This is a genomic window from Pelagibacterium sp., from assembly GCF_035555455.1.
GTDB lineage: Bacteria > Pseudomonadota > Alphaproteobacteria > Rhizobiales > Devosiaceae > Pelagibacterium.
The window spans coordinates 61,739-79,360 of sequence record NZ_DATMGM010000027.1 but is presented as its reverse complement, the minus strand read 5'-3'; the positions used below and the strand labels follow the sequence as shown (position 1 = coordinate 79,360).

General features: G+C 62.1%; 15 protein-coding genes and 1 pseudogene. 7 read left to right on the top strand and 9 right to left on the bottom strand.

All coding sequences use genetic code 11. The features are described from left to right. The 5 genes and pseudogenes from pdxA to VNS12_RS05130 all read right to left on the bottom strand — a co-directional run. A pseudogene (pdxA, locus tag VNS12_RS05150) lies at positions 1-333 on the bottom strand (4-hydroxythreonine-4-phosphate dehydrogenase PdxA); the annotation flags it as partial. 9 nt (positions 334-342) lie between these two features. After that, positions 343-1,263, bottom strand: a complete 921-nt coding sequence (locus tag VNS12_RS05145) for a peptidylprolyl isomerase (protein WP_325486768.1) — start codon at positions 1,261-1,263, stop codon at positions 343-345. Positions 1,264-1,416: 153 nt separating this feature from the next. After that, positions 1,417-3,714 (bottom strand): LPS-assembly protein LptD, encoded by a 2,298-nt coding sequence (locus tag VNS12_RS05140; RefSeq protein WP_325486767.1) that lies wholly within the window; start codon positions 3,712-3,714, stop codon positions 1,417-1,419. Beyond that, on the bottom strand, positions 3,714-4,793 hold the full coding sequence (locus tag VNS12_RS05135; protein WP_325486766.1) for an LptF/LptG family permease: 1,080 nt from the start codon (positions 4,791-4,793) through the stop codon (positions 3,714-3,716). Before VNS12_RS05135 ends, VNS12_RS05140 begins: the two co-directional genes overlap by 1 nt. Then, the gene (locus VNS12_RS05130) at positions 4,790-5,872 is read right to left on the bottom strand and encodes an LptF/LptG family permease (RefSeq protein WP_325486765.1); all 1,083 of its coding nucleotides are present in this window, start codon (positions 5,870-5,872) and stop codon (positions 4,790-4,792) included. The genes VNS12_RS05135 and VNS12_RS05130 overlap by 4 nt, the downstream gene beginning before the upstream one ends. Positions 5,873-6,058: 186 nt before the next feature. On the opposite strand from VNS12_RS05130, the gene VNS12_RS05125 reads away from it, so the two are divergent. Then, positions 6,059-7,549 carry a leucyl aminopeptidase gene (locus VNS12_RS05125; RefSeq protein WP_325486764.1) on the top strand — a complete coding sequence of 497 codons (1,491 nt, stop codon included), beginning with the start codon at positions 6,059-6,061 and terminating at the stop codon, positions 7,547-7,549. 155 nt (positions 7,550-7,704) lie between these two features. Further along, positions 7,705-8,154 carry a DNA polymerase III subunit chi gene (locus VNS12_RS05120; protein WP_325486763.1) on the top strand — a complete coding sequence of 150 codons (450 nt, stop codon included), beginning with the start codon at positions 7,705-7,707 and terminating at the stop codon, positions 8,152-8,154. Positions 8,155-8,164: 10 nt separating this feature from the next. Here the strand turns inward: VNS12_RS05120 and VNS12_RS05115 are convergent, their stop codons facing one another. Together VNS12_RS05115 and VNS12_RS05110 are read right to left on the bottom strand one after the other, a co-directional pair. Continuing rightward, positions 8,165-9,019, bottom strand: a complete 855-nt coding sequence (locus VNS12_RS05115; protein ID WP_325486762.1) for a DUF4344 domain-containing metallopeptidase — start codon at positions 9,017-9,019, stop codon at positions 8,165-8,167. A gap of 87 nt (positions 9,020-9,106) precedes the next feature. Then, on the bottom strand, positions 9,107-10,987 hold the full coding sequence (locus VNS12_RS05110; protein ID WP_325486761.1) for an ABC-F family ATP-binding cassette domain-containing protein: 1,881 nt from the start codon (positions 10,985-10,987) through the stop codon (positions 9,107-9,109). Between the two features lie 168 nt (positions 10,988-11,155). Between VNS12_RS05110 and ndk the strand changes: the two genes are divergently transcribed. Then, positions 11,156-11,578 (top strand): nucleoside-diphosphate kinase, encoded by a 423-nt coding sequence (gene ndk / locus VNS12_RS05105; protein ID WP_325486760.1) that lies wholly within the window; start codon positions 11,156-11,158, stop codon positions 11,576-11,578. A 54-nt stretch (positions 11,579-11,632) separates the two neighbouring features. On the opposite strand, the gene VNS12_RS05100 is transcribed toward ndk, so the two are convergent. Continuing rightward, positions 11,633-12,259 (bottom strand): MarR family winged helix-turn-helix transcriptional regulator, encoded by a 627-nt coding sequence (locus VNS12_RS05100; protein WP_325486759.1) that lies wholly within the window; start codon positions 12,257-12,259, stop codon positions 11,633-11,635. 99 nt (positions 12,260-12,358) lie between these two features. On the opposite strand from VNS12_RS05100, the gene VNS12_RS05095 reads away from it, so the two are divergent. Beyond that, complete coding sequence (locus VNS12_RS05095) at positions 12,359-13,882, top strand: MDR family MFS transporter (protein ID WP_325486758.1); 1,524 nt, start codon at positions 12,359-12,361, stop codon at positions 13,880-13,882. A 397-nt stretch (positions 13,883-14,279) separates the two neighbouring features. After that, on the top strand, positions 14,280-15,251 hold the full coding sequence (locus VNS12_RS05090; protein WP_325486757.1) for an acetyltransferase domain-containing protein: 972 nt from the start codon (positions 14,280-14,282) through the stop codon (positions 15,249-15,251). 1 nt (position 15,252) lies between these two features. On the opposite strand, the gene VNS12_RS05085 is transcribed toward VNS12_RS05090, so the two are convergent. Then, positions 15,253-16,014, bottom strand: a complete 762-nt coding sequence (locus tag VNS12_RS05085) for a sulfite exporter TauE/SafE family protein (RefSeq protein ID WP_325486756.1) — start codon at positions 16,012-16,014, stop codon at positions 15,253-15,255. 319 nt (positions 16,015-16,333) lie between these two features. On the opposite strand from VNS12_RS05085, the gene VNS12_RS05080 reads away from it, so the two are divergent. Together VNS12_RS05080 and VNS12_RS05075 are read left to right on the top strand one after the other, a co-directional pair. Beyond that, a complete protein-coding gene (locus tag VNS12_RS05080) occupies positions 16,334-16,747 on the top strand; it encodes a glyoxalase superfamily protein (protein WP_414693068.1) in 414 nt (137 codons plus the stop codon). Positions 16,748-16,870: 123 nt separating this feature from the next. Beyond that, positions 16,871-17,578, top strand: coding sequence for a glutathione S-transferase N-terminal domain-containing protein (locus VNS12_RS05075; protein ID WP_325486754.1), 708 nt, complete (start codon positions 16,871-16,873; stop codon positions 17,576-17,578). The last annotated feature ends 44 nt before the right edge of the window (positions 17,579-17,622 follow it).

Here is a 17,622-nt window from a genome sequence, read left to right as displayed (position 1 = left end):
CCGGCTTTCGAGTGTGGCTTCAACGGCCTGCGCAATAGCGCCCACTACCACCGGCGCGGTGTTAGGGTCCGGCGCGCCCGGGGCGTCCGCCACATCACCCTCAATGGTGATAACCGGCAAAGCGCGCTCAAAAGCCTCAGGGGTCTGTTCGGGCGTGACCGCCTCGATCCCGATGCTAAGGCCCAGCCGTCTGGCGCGAGCGGCCAACAGGTCCGGGCTGCCATATACGGCAAAGACCGGCAGGTCGAGCGCCCGCCGGTCGGCATAGAGTTGCACGATCAGATCGGGGCCGATCCCGGCGGGCTCTCCCATCGTGAGCGCGAGCGGCGGCACCCTTCGTCCTCAGCGGCGGATGATGGCGGCGTTGGCGCGCAGCCGGGTGAGGTACTGTTCGGCTTCCGCCTGCAAGGCTCCGGTGCCCGCTTCCTGACGCAGCTCTTCGGTGAGGAAGGTCAGATCACGCGCTTCCGCCTTTTCGCAGATGGCCAGCATCGACACGCCATTTTCAACCACGCGCGGGCTCGAAATCTGCCCCACCGTGAGCCCGGCCAGTTCATTGGCGATGGCTGTGGGCAGCTGGGTCGCATGGCGCCTGCCGATATCGCGCACGGCAGCGTCGGTAAACTGAATGGCCACATCCACGGCGGTGTCGCATCCCTGATAGCGGCTGCGATACTGATTGGCCTCTGCCGTGCGCCGCGAAGCGGAAATTCCCGAACCTTGTGGGATGACGAACAGCACTTCCTTGAGGATATAGTCGAAGCCGAGCGCAGGGGTCACCTGCTCGGCGGCCCGCATTTCGAGGTCGAGTTCGGAGAGCTGCACCCGGCCGCGCAGCACCTGCTGCACCACCTGCTGCCACGCCAGCGCTGCTTCCAGCCGGTCGCGCAGGCTTTGCGGGTTCACCCCGTTTTGGGTCAGCAGGTTATTGAGGTTGGAAACGCTCGACCGCATGTTGCTGGCGATATTGCCATAGGCGGAATCGACCTGACCCGGAGTGATGGCAATCCCCAGCCGGTTCGCTTCGGCGATCTTGACCTGATCGTCGATCAGGGATTCGGTCGCCAGCTGCACACGGTTGGAGTTGCTCGACCCCTGACCTTCGATGCGCAACAGATTAGCGCGGTCGTTGATCTGCTGGTCGGTGATCGGGGTGCCGTTGACAGTCACCCGGACGCCCTGGGCCTGCGCGGCAAAAGCCATCAGCGCCAGTCCCAAGGCCAGGCAGAGGCCTGCGGTTCTGAATGCGAGCCAGTGTCTCATGGTGTTCCGCTCCCTGAGGAATCTGATTTTGCCCGTCCTCTAGCACAAATGCGGCCAAATTCCGCAGCAGGGAAGGGGGTTCTGCGCCGTGATTAGCATGTTTGTCCGGGCTTGGCACGAGCCCATCGAAATCAAAACGACCCGATCCTGAGCCTAGAATTCCGAGAAGCTGTAGCCGAAATCGACGACGTCCTGATTCTGTGGGCCACGCAGACGGAAATTGACCCCAATGCGGAAGTCATCCCTTTTGTCGCGATGGGTCGCGCCGGTCATCCGCGTTTCCACGCCGAACGCCAGGTATTTGTCGTCATAGGTGATGCCTGCCGTGGTCTGTAGCCACTGGCTGGTCGCCAGATCCCACGCGATCCCGGCCTTGGCCGTCCAGTAATCGGCCAGCGGAATTTCAGCGTTCACCGCCACTTCGTGGCGGTCCTGTGTCGTGCCCAGATCATCATTTTCGCCGATAAAGATGTAGTTCGCCGAAAGGCTGTAGCCATCAACGGTGCCCCTGCCCGAAAGCTGGGCACGCGGAATATCTCCGGTCACCGGGTCGAATTGCGCCTTGGCGCCACCCGACAGCCCGCCATAGCCGCCCTGAAGTCCGGCCACCAGATAGGAGGCGTCCGCATTCATGCCCGAGCCGACCCCGGCAGTGGTGCCGTCGCGGAAATTGAACCCGTTGGTGCCCGCCAGATGGAACGATTGCCCCATCAGCCCGCCCAGCCAGCCCCCACTGTCGAAGCTGGTCTGGAACTGGCCACCGACGTTGGCCCGCAGGCCGGTTTCCTGCCGGTCGGCCCCGGAAAACCGGTTGAAGCTGAACAGATTGCCGTCGTCGAACACAAAGGACTGGGAATCATTGTTGACGATTCCGGGCAGGGCAGGGCCATCGCGATAGACCAGTTGTGCGATCGGCTCGATTACATGCGTCGCGCCGGTGCTGCGCCCGATCAGCGGATAACGGATATCGATGGCGGCAATGGGCGTCGCTGAAAACAGGGACTGCGCAGCCGGGCCGTTGGTGCTTGCGCCATCATAGGTCGCGCCATCCAGGCGCAGGCCGAGATAGGGTGAAACCGCCAGCCCGCCGGGCACGACATACTGATTGGTCCACGCCGCCTGCACCATGGCGTGCGCCGCTTGCCCCTCTAGCCCGCGAATGTAGCGTGTTCCGCCAAAGCTGCCCGACAGGTGATCTTGCGCCCGCGACAAGCCCAACAGCCGCCCCGAAATTTCCACCCGCCCGGCCTCATCGGCCAATTGCTCGATATGGTCGAACACCGCGCTGGGATGGGTCAGGGCCTGCCGGTTGCGCGCATCGTCATGTTTGGCCCAAGTGGTGTAATTATCCAACGGCACGAACTGCTGCACCCTGATATCGGCATAGGTGTCCGTATCGAGATACTGCGCATAGACCTCGTTGCGCGCGGTGCCGCTGGCGATGCTGTAATCGGGCAGATAGCCCGGGTCGGTGAACGCTGTGGCCGACCACCCCAGCGTCCACTCGTCGGTGGGCGTGAACGTACCGCTGGTCTGTACCGCCCCCCGGAAATGCCGGTCGGCAAGGCCGGTATAAGCCCCGGGATTGAGCTGATAGATGCCTGAGGCTTTCACCGTATAGCTGACGTCGCCCACCGCCTGCCGCCAGTCGAGCATCACTCCGACGCCCTGATTGGTATAGATGGTCGGCGTCACCGCCAGCGTGCCATCGGCGATCCGGTGGCGGAAGAACGGCAGCGAAATGCCGGCCCCGCGATCCTCGTTATAGCTGAACACCGGGAAGTCGATGTCTTCGTCTGCCGGCAGGCTCAGCCAAGGCAGGGACAGCACCGAAAAGCCGAGCAATTGCAGCGAGGGCTGCTCGAAATAGATCACCTGATCGGCTTCATCGGTGACGATGCGCGCCGCCTTCACCGTCCAGCCGATGCGATTGCCCTTGGCATCTATGCAGGTGCCGCATGGAAAATAGGTGCCATCGACATAGACGCGTTCGACACCCTCGTTGAAGCTGGTATCCGCGGCGGTAAACCGGCTCCCATTGGGGAAAGCGACCGTCAGCGCCTTGAGAAATCCCTCGCGGAACCCGTCTTCAAGGTCGATCCGGTCCGCCACATACTGCACCCCGTCGGGGTCGATGAAGGCCACATTGCCCACCAGCTCGACCCGCCCGGAGTTCTGGTAATAGATCGCCCGGTCGGCAGTCGCCCTGAACCCTTCGAAGCTGATGCCCACATTGCCCTGCGCCACGACCGTATCGTTGCGCGAGTCGAACACCATGGTATCGGCGGAAACCGCCATCTGTCCGCCCGAACCCGACGGGATGCGCGCAAAAAAGTCGGCTGGAACCAGTTGCTGCGCGGAAATCGCGGGGGCGAACGAAAGCGCCGCCGCCAGCGCGCAGGCAAGAAGTGCGCCCCGCCGCACGATTGTCTTTAGGGGTGGTCTGGTCATCAAACGCGCCCGTCTTCTTTACGCAGGATCACGGTCAGCCCGATAACGATGGCCGTGAGGGCAGGGCCCCACGCCGCCGCGATCGGGTGGAGGACGCCCGCCGAACCTGCCCGGTCGGCCATCTCCGTGATCACGAACACAACCAGGCCCAGGACGATGCCATAGACGATGGTCCACCCATAATGCCCCGCTCTTCGATAACCGGCGGTAAAGGCGAAGGCAATCAGCAAAGATCCCATGAGCACGAAGGGAATGGCATTGAGTTTCTGGAATCGCGTCTGCGCCGCCGCCCGCGCGAACGGATCGCTGATTCCGTTCCGCAAGGATTGCCGCAGGTCGAACCAGCTCATGTCCTCGGCAGTGCCCAGTTTCAGGCTCAGTTCCGATGGGGTCGCAATGGTTCCGATCCGCATCTGCGCAAACGGCTTTGGCGCGCTGTCGACATCGAGCACCACCCCGTCATGCAACAGCCATGCGCCATCCTCCAGGTCCGCCCGGGCGGAATGGATGCGCGTGCCCTCTCCCCCTTCGGGCAGAAAACGCAGGATCGAAACGTTGCGCAATTGCGTGCCCCCCTGCAGCACGTTGCGCGCGTAGAGCATGTACTCGCCGTCCTCGCCGCTCTGGCTGAACCAGGTCTCCCGGTTCTGCACGCCATAGGCGCGCCCCCACCCGATCTGGGCGGCATCGAGTTGCTGATAGACGCGGATGGCAAAGCTGTCGACCACAGTGGTCGCCACAATCCCGGCCAGCAGGATCATCAGCACCGGCCAGCGCATCGCCGACCAGATCGAGCGGCCCGAGGCGCTGATGATCACCATTTCGCGGTGCGAATGCAGGTCGATCAGCCCTACGATCGCGCCGATCAGCACTGTCACCGGCAGCCCCAACAGGCTCCAGCGCAAGGCGCTGAGGAACGCCAGCCCCGTCGAGGTCCATGGCCCAGCGAGCTCGGCGGTCTGGTTGAACCGGCCCGTATCGAGAAATTCCACCAGCAGGATGATCCCGAAAAAGATTCCCACCACCAGTCCGATGCGGCTGGCCAGCCGGATGCACAGAACCCGCCCGATCCGGTTCATGATACCGCCCTCCGCCGCCGGGGCAGGAAGAAGGCCCACCGGCTGCGCAGCCACAACAGCGCCAGCGCGAAGGCAAGGATCACCGATGAGGCGATATAGTGCCGCGCGCCGCCCCCCGAAAACGCGCTGATCGCCTGTTCGGCGAACGCCACCAGCAGGATCACCAGTTCGACCGGCACCCGTCGTCGCCCGCGTCCGCCATCCGGATAGGCGCATAGCGCGGCGGCCAGCGCACACATGGCCAGCGCCCGCAGCGTATCGGCCAGCCGCTCATGCACCATGCGCAGCGCGGCAGCGCCCTCGCTGCCGTCGGCGATCGCCATCAGCAACGCAATCGTATCGGCCTGATCGCGCCCCCGCGCCGCTTCGGTGGCGTCGAGCAGGCTGGCGAGGCTGATATGGTATTGCGCAAACCGCACCTGGCTCAGCCCCTGCCGTCCGGGGTCTTCATACTGAATGGCTCCGTCATTGAGGATGAGCTGATAGCCGTCCTCGTCCTGAAACACCGATGCGGTTTCGGCAAAATAGGTGCGCCGGGTTTCGGTCGTCGTATCGTCGAAAAAGAAATTCTCCAGCGTGCCGTCGCGCTGCCGTCCCGAAATCGAGAACACCAGACCACGTTCGATTTCCGTGAACCGACCCGGCGCCAGCGCCCGCCCCACGATATCGGCGGCGATTTCGGCCGACCAGTCGGCGGAGACCCGTCGCGCATTGGGTTCGATCCAGTTGGCAACGAGAGTGACCAGCGCCGCCCCGACCAGCGAGAACACGATGATCGCCCGCCACAGCGCCTGGGTGCGCTGCGCCGCGTGTATCGTGTGCAGTTCGCGCGAGCTCTGCAACGCGCGCAAGCCCCGCACCAGCCCGATGGCGAAGCAGACATAGAGGATCGAGCGCGCAAATGTGGGCGTGGTCAGCGCGCTCTGGCCCATCAGCGTCAGGAAGTTCTGGCCCTTGGCCGACACGAGGTCGAACAGGCGCAGCAACTGCATCAGCCAGATCAGCGCGCCCCCCGCCGCGAAAATGGTCAGGGCCTGGGCGAAGAACTGGCCCTGAAGATATCGCGAAAGTCTGTCCATTCCACCCCGAGTCCGGCAATCTCATGCTTCTAGCCCGTCCTGATGGCGGGAAAAAGCTCGTTCGGGCAACACTGCACGGCAATTGACTGTCGCGCATTGACGCGTGCTGTTCTGGGGATGATGCTCAGGCGCAAAAGCGGCGCGAATCTGCCGTCCTGCTCAACCCTGTCTCAAGGCCTCCTGTCCATGCCCGAAACCCTGTCCATTGCCCTGTCCACGTCCTTGCCAGAAGCCGCACAGGCCATTGTCCTCTATGCGGACGATAAGGGAAGCCTTGGCCCGGTCGCAGCCGAGATCTGGCAGCGCACCGGCCTCGATTTCGAGCGGATCGCCAAGGCCACCGGGTTTGCGGGACGCCCCGGTCACATGATCGATATTCCGGTTCCCACGGGGCTCACTGCCGACCGGCTGCTGGTTCTGGGCAGGGGCACAGATGGGGAAGGGGACAGCGAGGCCGCATGGAGAGATCGCGGCGGTTCGCTGTTCGCTCGGCTCGCCGCTGCCGACGTGTCCGATGTCGCTGTCATCCTTGACGAGCCCGGCCTGACGCCGCGCCTTGTTGCGGCTCTGGCTGCCGGCGCGCGCCTGCGCTCCTATCGCTTCGACAAGCACCTCAAGCGCCGCAAGAAGCCCGAAGATACGGGGAAACAAGCCACTCTGGTGATTGGCGCGCTCAAGGGTGTCGAAGACGCGCTGGCCGATGCACTGGCCGTGGCCGATGGCACCATCCTTGCGCGCGATCTGGTCAATGAGCCCGCCAACCTGCTGGGGCCAGAGGACATCGCCAACGCCGCCTTGAAACTGGCTGATATCGGGGTCGAGGTCGAAATCCTCGACGAGGCCGAGATGGAAAAGCTGGGCATGGGTGCCTTGCTGGCGGTGGGGCAGGGCTCGCGCCGTCCGTCGCGTCTGGCCGTCATGCAATGGAACGGCGGCGCCAAGGGGCAGCAGCCCGTCGCCTTTGTCGGCAAGGGCATCGTCTTCGACACCGGCGGAATTTCCATCAAGCCCGCCGCCAACATGGAGAACATGAAAGGCGACATGGCCGGGGCTGCCGCCGTGCTCGGTCTCATGCAGGCGCTCGCCACCCGCAAGGCCAATGTCAATGCCATCGGCATTCTGGCGCTGGCCGAAAACATGCCCGATGGCAATGCCTTCCGCCCGGGCGACGTGGTGACGGCCATGTCCGGGGAAACCATCGAGATCATTTCCACCGATGCCGAGGGCCGCTTGGTTCTGGCCGATGCCCTTTGGTATTGCCAACAGCGCTTTTCGCCGAAGGCCATGTTCAATATCGCCACTCTCACCGGGGCGATCATCGTGGCGCTCGGTAATGATCATGCGGGCCTGTTCACCAACACCGAGGCGCTTGCCGCCAAATTTGCCGAGGCTGGCCGCCTGACCGGGGAAAAGGTGTGGCACATGCCCATGGGCCCGGCCTACGACAAGCTCATCGAAAGCCGCTTTGCGGATATCAAGAACTCCGGCGGGCGCAGTGGGGGGTCGATCACAGCAGCCCAGTTCCTGTCTCATTTCGTCAATGATGTGCCCTGGGCCCATCTCGATATTGCCGGCACCGGCTTCGGTGGCGCGTCGTCCGAAACCAATGCGTCCTGGGGCACAGGTTTCGGCGTTGCCTTGTTCGACAGGCTGGTTCGCGACAATTATGAGAGCTAAAGCGCTTCCAGGAAAAGTGGACTCGGTTTTCCGGTTCGGAAGCGCGATAAAGCGAGAGTGCGCGCTTCCAGGAAAAGTGGACCCGGTTTTCCGGTTCGGAGGCGCGATAAAGCGAGAGTGCGCGCTTCCAGGAAAAGTGAGGCCGGTTTAGGATAATGACCGAGCTGTTATTTTATCATCTGGAAACAAGACCGCTCGACTCCGTGCTGCCCGCGCTGTTGGAAAAATCCCTTGAGCGCGGCTGGCGGGCGGTGGTCGAAGTGGGCAGCAGCGAGCGCCTTGAGGTGCTCGACGCCGCGCTCTGGACCTATACCGATGACAGCTTCCTGCCCCACGCCGTGGCCACGGGCGATGAAGCGGACGCCATCCAGCCAGTGTTGCTGACGGGGGGCGGGGAAAACGCCAACGGGGCCTCTATCCGCTTTTTCGTTGACCGCGCCACGCCGCGTCAGCTCGAAGGCTATGAGCGCTTCGTCTATATCTTCAACGGTCATGATCCCGACGCGGTCAGCGAGGCGCGTCAGGTCTGGCGCGATCTCGGGCCGGTTTACGATCTCACCTATTGGCAGCAGGATGCCGAGGGCCGCTGGAGCAAACGCGGCTAGAGCATCGGCCCTATTCGAACCGTCCGATCTTTTCGAGCTTTAGCTTGCGCATCATGGCGAAATGTTCGCGTTTGGGCATGATATCGCTGACATACATCTCGTAGAAATAATCCACCCATTCGTAGCACAGGATGACCTCACGGGCGTCCGGATCGTAGAACGCGTTCACCTCGTCGCAAACATCCGCCGAGAGGTGCACAGGGTGTGGCAAGTCATAGCTCTTGGCCAGCCAGTCCGCATAGTGTTCGAGAAGCATGACGCCTCTGATCAGGCCTTCGGCCTCTGCGTACGGCCAGCTGCTGCGATATTCAACCGTGACCTCGGACAGTTCCGCCCCGGCCCGCCGATGTGGCTTCAGCACGCTGGCCCATCCCGCATTGGCGAGGCGAAAATCCTCGGCGCAGCTGTCCTGCCGGTCGATTGGCAGTGAAATGCGGGTGGCGAACCGCGTATGCCGCTCAAAGTCGCTGCCCACCATCAGGCAGGCAATGGAATATGAGCGCTGGATATCGAGACTGTGGACCCCATAGAAATCCGAGTGGACGTAGCCGCGCGAGGGCCGCACCGCTTCCGAATTCAGCCAGCCATCCACCGTGTCCTGCAAGGCGATGATATCAGCCTCGGTGCCGGTATCGAGCATGTTCAGCGTCGCCATCATGTCCACCGCGTCCTCTTCCCGCCCAAGCACCGGCAGGTTGAGCTGGTCCACCAGCAGATGGCCGATTTCATGGAGCATGGTGTGGCGCGTGTTGTTCAGCGCGAACGTGATTGCCGCATCGCGCTGTGCGTTGGTCAGCGTTTGCGCTGTGGCTGGCGACAGGCCCGCAATTCCGATCAGCAGCGCGGCGAGTAGGCGTTTGGGCATGAGCGTCCGTTTCAGCTTCGGCAAGTGCCGACACCTTACCGCGCCCTCCTGCCAATACCAGCGGCAGTTCTGGTCGGGGTAAACAGATCAGGCGTCGGCCTGCGCCGTTTCGAGCTCCGAGCTTTTCTCCAGCCAGCGATCCTCCAGTTCGGCGATCTCGGCTTCGAACCGTGACTTTTCCATGCCCAGTTCGATGGCTTTGTTGGGATCGCCGGAGTAGAGCGCCGGATCATCAAGCTGCTTGTCGATCTTGCTCAGGTCCTTGCGCTTCCAGTCCAGCTTTTGCTCGATGGATTTGATTTCCTTGCGCAATGGCGCAAGTTCCGCCCGCCGCGCGGCCGCTTCCTGCCGTTCGCGCTTGCGGTCGTCCGCCGAACCCCGGCTGCCCGAACCACCACCATTGGTGCCGCCCGCCATCAGCGCCCGCTGATAGCCGTCGAGGTCCTCTTCGAGTTCGGAAATGGTCCCGTTCTCGGCGATCCACAGCGTATCGCAGGTCGCCTCGATCAGGTGCCGGTCGTGGGAGATGATCAGCACCGCGCCCTTATAGTCATTGAGCGCATGCACCAGCGCGTCGCGGCTGTCGATGTCGAGGTGGTTGGTCGGTTCGTCCAGCACCAGCATGCCGGGTCCGTGAAAGGTGATCAGCCCCATCAGCAGCCGCGCCCGCTCGCCCCCGGAGAGGTTCTTGGCCTTGGTGTCCATCCGGGACGTCGAGAGGCCCATCTGCGCCACTCGCGCACGGCGCTTGGCCTCGCTTTCGAGCGGCATCAGGTCAATTACGTGCTCGTAAGGTGTTTCCTCGGGCTTGAGGTGGTCGAGCTGATGCTGCGCGAAATACGCAACTTCGAGCGTCTTGGCCTTGAGCATCTGCCCGTCCATCGGGCGCAATTCCCCCGCAAGCAGCTTGGCGAATGTTGATTTCCCGTTCCCGTTCACCCCGACCAGCGCGATACGGTCATCGGGATCGATGCGGTTGGTGATCCGGCTCAGCACCACCTTGTCGCCATACCCCACCGACACGTTGTCGAAGGTGATCATCGGCGTCGCCGGTGGCTTTCTCGGCTGCTGGAAGCTGAACGGCGCCGAATATTCATCGAACAGCGCCTCGGGCGGCCGCAATTTCTCGATCGCCTTCAACCGGCTCTGCGCCTGCTTGGCCTTGGTCGCCTTGGCCCGGAACCGGTCGACGAATTTCTGCATATGCTCGATCTGCGCGAGCGTCTTTTCCCGTGCCTTGTTCTGCAGGTCCATCTGCATTCGGCGCGTTTGCTCAAACGTGTCGTAATTGCCCCGATAAAAGGTCAGCTTGCCGCGTTCGAGATGGATGATCGAGGTCACCGCCTTGTTCAGCAGGTCCCGATCGTGCGAGATCATGAACACCGTGTACGGATAGGTCGCCAGATAGCGCTCCAGCCACAAGGTGCCTTCAAGGTCGAGATAGTTGGTGGGCTCGTCGAGCAGCAACAGGTCGGGCTGGGAGAACAAGACCCCCGCCAGCGCCACCCGCATCCGCCACCCGCCCGACAGCTCGCTGCAGGGGCCGCCCTGCCTGTCGAGCGAAAACCCCAGCCCCTTGAGAATGGAGCTGGCCCGGGCTTCTGCGGTATGGGCGTCGATATCGGCCAGCCGCATGTGGATTTCGGAAATCCGGTGCGGGTCGTGGGCCGTTTCGGCTTCTGCCAGAAGGGCGGTGCGTTCGGTATCGGCGGTCAGCACCATGTCGAGCACGCTCATCGCACTGGCGGGCGCTTCCTGGGCCACGGCGCCGATCCGCGCGCGGCGCGACAGCTCGATCGACCCCTGCTCAGGCGACAGGAACCCCTGGATCAGCTGGAACAGCGTCGTCTTGCCCGACCCGTTCTTGCCGACAAATCCCGTCTTGGCGCCAGTCGGCAAGGTGACCGTGGCCCCTTCGAACAGGGACCGCCCGGCAATCTTGTAATGGAGATTTGTGATGGTAAGCATGATGGCGCGGTCAGTATCGGTCGAAAGGGCAGGGCGCAAGCCTTGTCATCGGTTTTGCGCTTGCGAACCCACCATGATCCGCGCTTGTGCTTGCCACTCTCGGTGAGGGGCGCTAAAAGGCGCCACCTTTTCCTCTTTCATTTTTTACAAACAAGGACCGATGACCTCATGGCCATTCAGCGCACCTTTTCGATCATCAAGCCGGACGCAACCGCTCGCAACCTGACGGGCAAGGTCGTCACGAAGTTTGAGGAGGCCGGCCTTCGCATCGTCGCCTCCAAGCGGATTCGCATGACCCGCGAGCAGGCCGAAGGCTTTTATGCCGTCCACAAGGAACGCCCCTTCTTCGGCGAACTGGTCGATTTCATGATCTCGGGCCCGGTTGTCGTTCAGGTCCTCGAAGGTGAAGACGCCATCGCCAAGAACCGCGAAGTGATGGGTGCCACCAATCCTGCCGATGCCGCTCCCGGCACCATCCGCAAGGAATTCGCCCTTTCGGTCGGCGAAAACTCCGTACACGGTTCCGACGCTCCGGAAACTGCTGCCGAAGAAATCAAGTTCTTCTTTTCCGATGATGAGATCGTCGGCTAAGCGCACATTCGCGCCATGCTTGAAGGCCGCTCGCTCCGAGCGGCCTTTTTTATATCAGCCGCTATGGCTCCTTGGCGTATCGTCCTCGCGTGCGCGGATGATGGACTCCGAGAGCTTCAAAATTTCGTCGGCGAACTTTTCCTCGGTCGCCTCGCTGGTCCGCATCCACTCCGAATAGCGTTCGAGCAGGGGGACGAACAGTTCCACGTCCTTTTGCGGCCAGCCGCTGAAGAATTCCCCCAGCAGCAGCCATTTGTAATTATGCACCGCATCGACCACCGCGCGCCCGGCCGGGGTCAGTTCAAGGATCGTGCGCCGTGCGTCCCGCTGGGATACGGCGCGGCGCGCATAGCCGCCATTGACCATCTCGGCGACCAGCCGGCTGGCCCGCGATGGATCGATCGATAGCCGCTCGGCGATCGTTGAAACCATGACCTCATCGTCGCTGCCCGTTTCGAGCGAGGCAGGCGCCCCGATGGCGAACAGGATATCGGCCTGCGCCAGTTCGATATCGAGGCCCAGCGCGCGCAAGGCCCTGTGGCCCAACTCGCGCTTGTGCATCCGCCTGCGCCAGTTCTGGACCACGCGGTCTATCCGCATCATGGCTTCCGCCAGATCGAAATCCTGATCCGTGTCGGTTCCGGCGAGCGCGGCCTGCAAGGGATCGCGGGGCAGGGACATGGGCGATGCTCCTAAAACGCATGCTAATGGCAATTACGTGCTATTGACATGTAAATGCGGCTAGCAGATATATCAAGCTTGTTTTAATCGGAGCCACAAATGTCCCAGGCCGCCTCTGCCGCACAAGAAAAAAAGCCCGTCAACGTCAGGTTGGTGATTGGTGCGGTGATCGCAACCCTGCTGGTCGCCTCTCTGGGGCAGACCATCATCAGCACGGCCCTGCCCATCATCGTGGCCGATCTGGGCGGCATCGAGCACATCACCTGGGCGATCACGGCCTATATGCTGGCGGCCACCGTGGCTGCGCCTGTTTTCGGCAAGCTGGGCGATATGTATGGCCGCAAGATCATGCTCCAGGCGGGTATCGGGATTTTCCTGCTCGGCTCGGTTGTTGCCGCCATGTCGATGAACCTGACCATGCTGGTTGCCTGCCGTTTCGTGCAGGGGATCGGTGGTGGTGGTCTGATCGTCACGGCCATGGCTGCCGTTGGCGATGTTCTCCCCCCGCGCGAGCGGGGCAAGGCCCAGGGGTTCATTGGCGCGGCGTTCGGCCTCTCCACGGTCATCGGCCCGCTGCTGGGCGGTGTCATCGTCCAGGCCCTGTCGTGGCGCTGGCTGTTTCTGGTGAACGTGCCCGTGGGCATTTTCGCCTTCGCTGTCATCTCCATTGTCTTTGAAAGCAAGTCGGGCGGCGCAAAGCGCAAGATCGACTATGCGGGCGCAATCCTGCTCACCACGGCTTTGTCCGCGCTGGTCATTTATGCGAGCATCGGCGGTACCATTCTGCCATGGTTCGCCCCCGAGGCGCTGATCCTGCCTTTCGTTGGCATCGTGTCGCTGGTTGGCTTCTTCTGGGCCGAAGGCCGGGCCGAAGAGCCATTGATGCCGCTCTACCTGTTCCGCAACAATGCGTTCGTGGTCGCCAATGGCGTGGGCTTCATCGTCGGCATGGCCATGTTCGGCACCATCACCTACATGCCGTCCTATATGCTCATCGTGCAGGGATATGCCCCTACCCAGGCTGGCCTGATGATGCTGCCGATGATGGCCGGTCTGATCGGCTCGTCGACGCTGTCGGGGATCATCATTTCGCGCACCGGGCGCTACAAGCTGCTGCCCATTCTGTCCACTGCTCTTCTTGGGGTGGGGGCGTTGCTGCTGTCCACCCTTGGTGTCGATACTCCCTTTGCGCTGATCGTCGTTTACATGCTGCTGGTCGGCATAGGCATTGGCCCGGTGATGAGCGTTGGCGTCACCGCCATTCAGAACGCCGTGCCCCATTCGGTCATGGGTGTGGCCACCGCCAGCGCCCAGATGTTCCGCCAGATCGGCGGTTCGCTCGGGGTGGCCGTACTTGGTGCCGTATTCGCCAACCGTCTCGCTTACGAAACCGCTGCCATCGGTCACGCCGAAGGCACCGCCGGGTTCAATCCTGAGACGCTGTCGGCCATGGCCGGGCCTGAGCAGATGGCGATGCTTGAGGCTTATGTCGCGGCGCTGCACCCGATCTATCTGGTTGCCGCCGTCGGGGCGGTGGTTGCATCCTTGCTGGGCTGGCTGCTGGTGGAAATCCCGCTCTCGGATCGCAGCCCCGTCGAAGCCGAACCGCAGGCCGCCGAATAGCCAAGCCTTTCCCTATCGCCCCGGACCGCCGCGTCCGGGGCTTTTGGTTTCCGCATCTGGTTTGAAATCACCGTTTACGATCAGTCTCTTACCCGCATTTTCAGATTCAGCATGCCAGTTGCTTGAATCGATGCATCACTGCCTTGAATCACTTTCTCGATTGCCCCATCGTTGCTAGGCGAAAGCGCAGCGCTTGATGGCCCGCGTGCCTTGCCCACCAACCAGTCGAGTTCCATGTCATGAAACAGCCCCGGGTCCCCAATATCGCGTGTGCGATCGTTTTCCCTGATCCCGCGCACGCCGGGAGCAGGGCGGGCTTTGGGGCCGCTCAGACTGGAGCAGGGCAGGGCGGGCTGGCCCTTGGTGCCCCTGCAAGCGGCACGCCGGGGCCTGTGGCATGATCGCGCTGTCTCCGGCTTCACGCCCGCGCATCGCAGCCATCGACATCGCCCGCGGCGTCGCGATCGTCGCGATGATTGTCTATCACTTCGCCTGGGACCTGGCCTTTCTGGGCTTTGTCGATTTCGACCCCACCCAGTCGCTGCCCTGGATCGTGTTCCAGAAGGCCATCGTCGGCAGCTTCATTTTCCTCACCGGCGTGTCGCTGGTGCTGGCCCATCGCGCTGGCATTCGCTGGCGGCCTTTCTGGAAGCGCTTTGCCCTGATCGCTGGCGCCGCCATTCTCGTCAGTCTCGGCACCTACGCCTTTTCCGGTGAACACTTCGTTTATTTCGGCGTGCTCCATGCCATCGCGATCTTTTCGGTTTTGGGGCTCGCCTTTCTTCGCGCGCCGCTGCCGCTCGTCGGAGCGCTCGCTCTGGTCATCATCGTTTTGCCCCTGTTCGTTGCCAGCCCGGTGTTCGGGGAGCGAGTCTGGTCATGGATCGGTCTATGGGATGTTCCGCCTCCCACCGAAGACCTGGTGCCGGTCTTTCCCTGGTTCGGCGTCACGCTGGGTGGCATCGCCGCCGCCCGCTGGGCGCTGGCCGGTGATGTCGCCACCCGGCTGGCGCGGTTCCAGGGGCGCTCGTCCGTCTCGCGCGTTCTGTCGCGGCTGGGGCGGTGGAGCCTCGTCATCTACGTTGTGCATCAGCCCGTTCTGATTGGTGTGCTCAGCGGCGTCGCTATGCTGTCAGGCGTCAGCGATGCGCGCCGTGCCGACAATTTCCTTGCCAGCTGCGAGGCCAGTTGCGGACAGTCAGCGCCCGATCAGAATTATTGCACCGCCTATTGCGCCTGTTCTCTCGATCGCGTCGAGGCTGGCAATTTGTGGGCAAGCCTCGAAAACCCCCAGCGCACCGATGAGGAGAATATGGCGCTGACGGAACTGACCAACCAGTGCGCCGCCGAGGTGCTGGGCCGACCTTAGTTCACATCGTCGTCCAGAAGAAATAGAGCGTCAGCCCGATCCCATAGACGATGACGAAGCCTCGGATCAGCCGGGCCGGTACGAGGTGGGCGAAATAGGCCGCCGCAAAGCCGCCCAGCACCGCCCCGGCAAGCGCCACGCTGCCCTCGACCCAGGCAATCGAATCGGTGGCGGCAAACCGGACCACGGCCACCACCGATACCACTGCCGAGATCAGCAGCTTCAGCCCGTTCATGGCATGCACGTCCTCAAACCCGGCCAGCGCCAGCCAGGCCAATAGGATGATGCCCAGCCCGGCATTGAAGAACCCGCCATAAAAACTCAAGGCCAGCAGCAGTACCGAAAGCCCGATCGCCCCGGCGCGCGCCGCCCGCTTCGAGCCGTTCGACCGCGCCGCGAGCATGCGGTTGATCCGCTGCCCGAAGATGTAGATCGTGACGGCGAACGCCATCAGCCAGGGAATGAACGCTGAAAACTGGGCGTCGGATATCCGCATCAGCGCTTCCGCGCCGAGATACCCACCGGAGAGGCCCAGGACGCAATAAAGCGCCAGTCGGTTTTTGTAAGGCGCGATCTGTTTCCAATATCCAACAGCCCCGCTTACATAGCCGGGCAGGCAGGCATAGGTGTTGGACGCGTTGGCGAGCACTGGTGGCACCCCCGCCACCAAAAGTGCCGGAAAGATGACAAATGATCCGCCACCGGCGAGCGAATTGATCATGCCGCCCAAAAGGCCGGCGACGAAAAGCAGAGCAAAGATCACTGGTAAAAACTCGTAGTCGCAATTTCCGCCAACTTACCGCCAACTGGCGCCTGATTGCACCAACTTACACGCAAAGTTTCCGCCCTGCGGGACGCCATTGACAACGGCAAGCAGCCTACCTATCTCTCCTTTTGGTTGAAGAGCCAGCCGTCTGCGGGACAGGGTCCTGAGGTGAAGTCTTCCGCGCCATCCCGATGGATTTCGGGCCGCACGATAGTTTCAAACATCGTCCTAACTCATTGGCGGTGCTTGGCAATGCAGACACCCAAGACGAAGAATCCGCCGTGGAGACATGACGATGCGCAAACCAGCATCCCATTTGACCACGACTGATCTCAAGGCAGATGCCCGGGAGTACCGCGCGTCCCAGCTTGAGACGGGTCGTTCTGTAACGCACGCGCAATCCCTTGAAATGGTTGCACGTTTTCACGGTTTCCGTGATTGGAACACCGCGTCCGGCGTGCTGCCCGTGACCCGTGGCCCGGCCTATGCCGTCAGCCAGAGGATCAGTGGCACCTACCTCAAGCAGCCTTTCACCGGCACCATCATCGGTGTCGCGGCGCTCGGGGCAGGGGACATGTTCCGCCTTACGGTTCACTTCGATGAACCCGTGGATGTCGTGACGTTCGACAGCTTTTCGGCCTATCGCCAGCGCGTGCAGGCCACCGTCAATCGTGATGGCGTCTCGCCCACCCGCACCAGCGATGGTGTGCCACACCTCATGATTGACTAGAAAATCCAACGACTTAGGGCCGGTATGCAAATGATTGCATACTGGCCCTTTGCATTTGCGGGGCTTGCATTTATCGTAATTTTACGATGCACTCTGCCCCATCCAATGTGAACCGGAGTCACTATGACCGAACAGAAACAGCCCATCGATCTGTATTATTTTCCGACCCCCAACGGGCACAAGATCACCATCATGCTCGAAGAACTCGGTGTGCCCTATACGGTCCACCCGATCCGGATCGGCAAGGGCGATCAGTTCAAGCCCGAGTTTCTGGCCATCTCCCCCAACAACAAGATCCCGGCCATTGTCGATCCCGAAGGCCCCGGTGGCGCGCCGATCTCGGTGTTCGAATCGGGGGCGATTCTCAAGTATCTTGCTGAAAAATTTGGCAAATTTTACCCGACGGACCCTCGCGCCCGGGTCGCCGTTGATGAATGGTTGTTCTGGCAGATGGGCGGTTTTGGTCCGATGCTGGGGCAAAATCATCACTTCGCCCTCTATGCCCCGGAAAAGATTGCTTACGCGATCGATCGCTATCGCAACGAAACCCATCGTCTCTATGGTGTTCTAAACAAACAGCTTTCCGGCAAGGACTATATCGTCGGCGATTATTCGATCGCCGATATGGCGTCGCTGAGCTGGTCGTTGGGCTGGGAAGGGCAGGGCATCGATCTCGCCGAATTCCCCAATATCGCCGCCTGGCAGGAGCGCATGAAGTCCCGCCCGGCTGTCGAGCGCGGGCTTGCAGTAAGGCTACCCGAAGAGCAGCAGGTCGATCTGTCAGAAGATAAAGACGCGCAGCAGGTCATGTTTAACCAGCGCGCGCGTTGAGTGGAATTTTTTACATCTGAATACAGTTGGGCCCGCATTATCTT

Coding starts and splice junctions, on each gene's coding strand:
- VNS12_RS05145 (WP_325486768.1), bottom strand. CDS start 1,263: ATGAGACACTGGCTCGCATTCAGAACCGCAGGCCTCTGCCTGGCCTTG.
- VNS12_RS05140 (WP_325486767.1), bottom strand. CDS start 3,714: ATGACCAGACCACCCCTAAAGACAATCGTGCGGCGGGGCGCACTTCTT.
- VNS12_RS05135 (WP_325486766.1), bottom strand. CDS start 4,793: ATGAACCGGATCGGGCGGGTTCTGTGCATCCGGCTGGCCAGCCGCATC.
- VNS12_RS05130 (WP_325486765.1), bottom strand. CDS start 5,872: ATGGACAGACTTTCGCGATATCTTCAGGGCCAGTTCTTCGCCCAGGCC.
- VNS12_RS05125 (WP_325486764.1), top strand. CDS start 6,059: ATGCCCGAAACCCTGTCCATTGCCCTGTCCACGTCCTTGCCAGAAGCC.
- VNS12_RS05120 (WP_325486763.1), top strand. CDS start 7,705: ATGACCGAGCTGTTATTTTATCATCTGGAAACAAGACCGCTCGACTCC.
- VNS12_RS05115 (WP_325486762.1), bottom strand. CDS start 9,019: ATGCCCAAACGCCTACTCGCCGCGCTGCTGATCGGAATTGCGGGCCTG.
- VNS12_RS05110 (WP_325486761.1), bottom strand. CDS start 10,987: ATGCTTACCATCACAAATCTCCATTACAAGATTGCCGGGCGGTCCCTG.
- ndk (WP_325486760.1), top strand. CDS start 11,156: ATGGCCATTCAGCGCACCTTTTCGATCATCAAGCCGGACGCAACCGCT.
- VNS12_RS05100 (WP_325486759.1), bottom strand. CDS start 12,259: ATGTCCCTGCCCCGCGATCCCTTGCAGGCCGCGCTCGCCGGAACCGAC.
- VNS12_RS05095 (WP_325486758.1), top strand. CDS start 12,359: ATGTCCCAGGCCGCCTCTGCCGCACAAGAAAAAAAGCCCGTCAACGTC.
- VNS12_RS05090 (WP_325486757.1), top strand. CDS start 14,280: ATGATCGCGCTGTCTCCGGCTTCACGCCCGCGCATCGCAGCCATCGAC.
- VNS12_RS05075 (WP_325486754.1), top strand. CDS start 16,871: ATGACCGAACAGAAACAGCCCATCGATCTGTATTATTTTCCGACCCCC.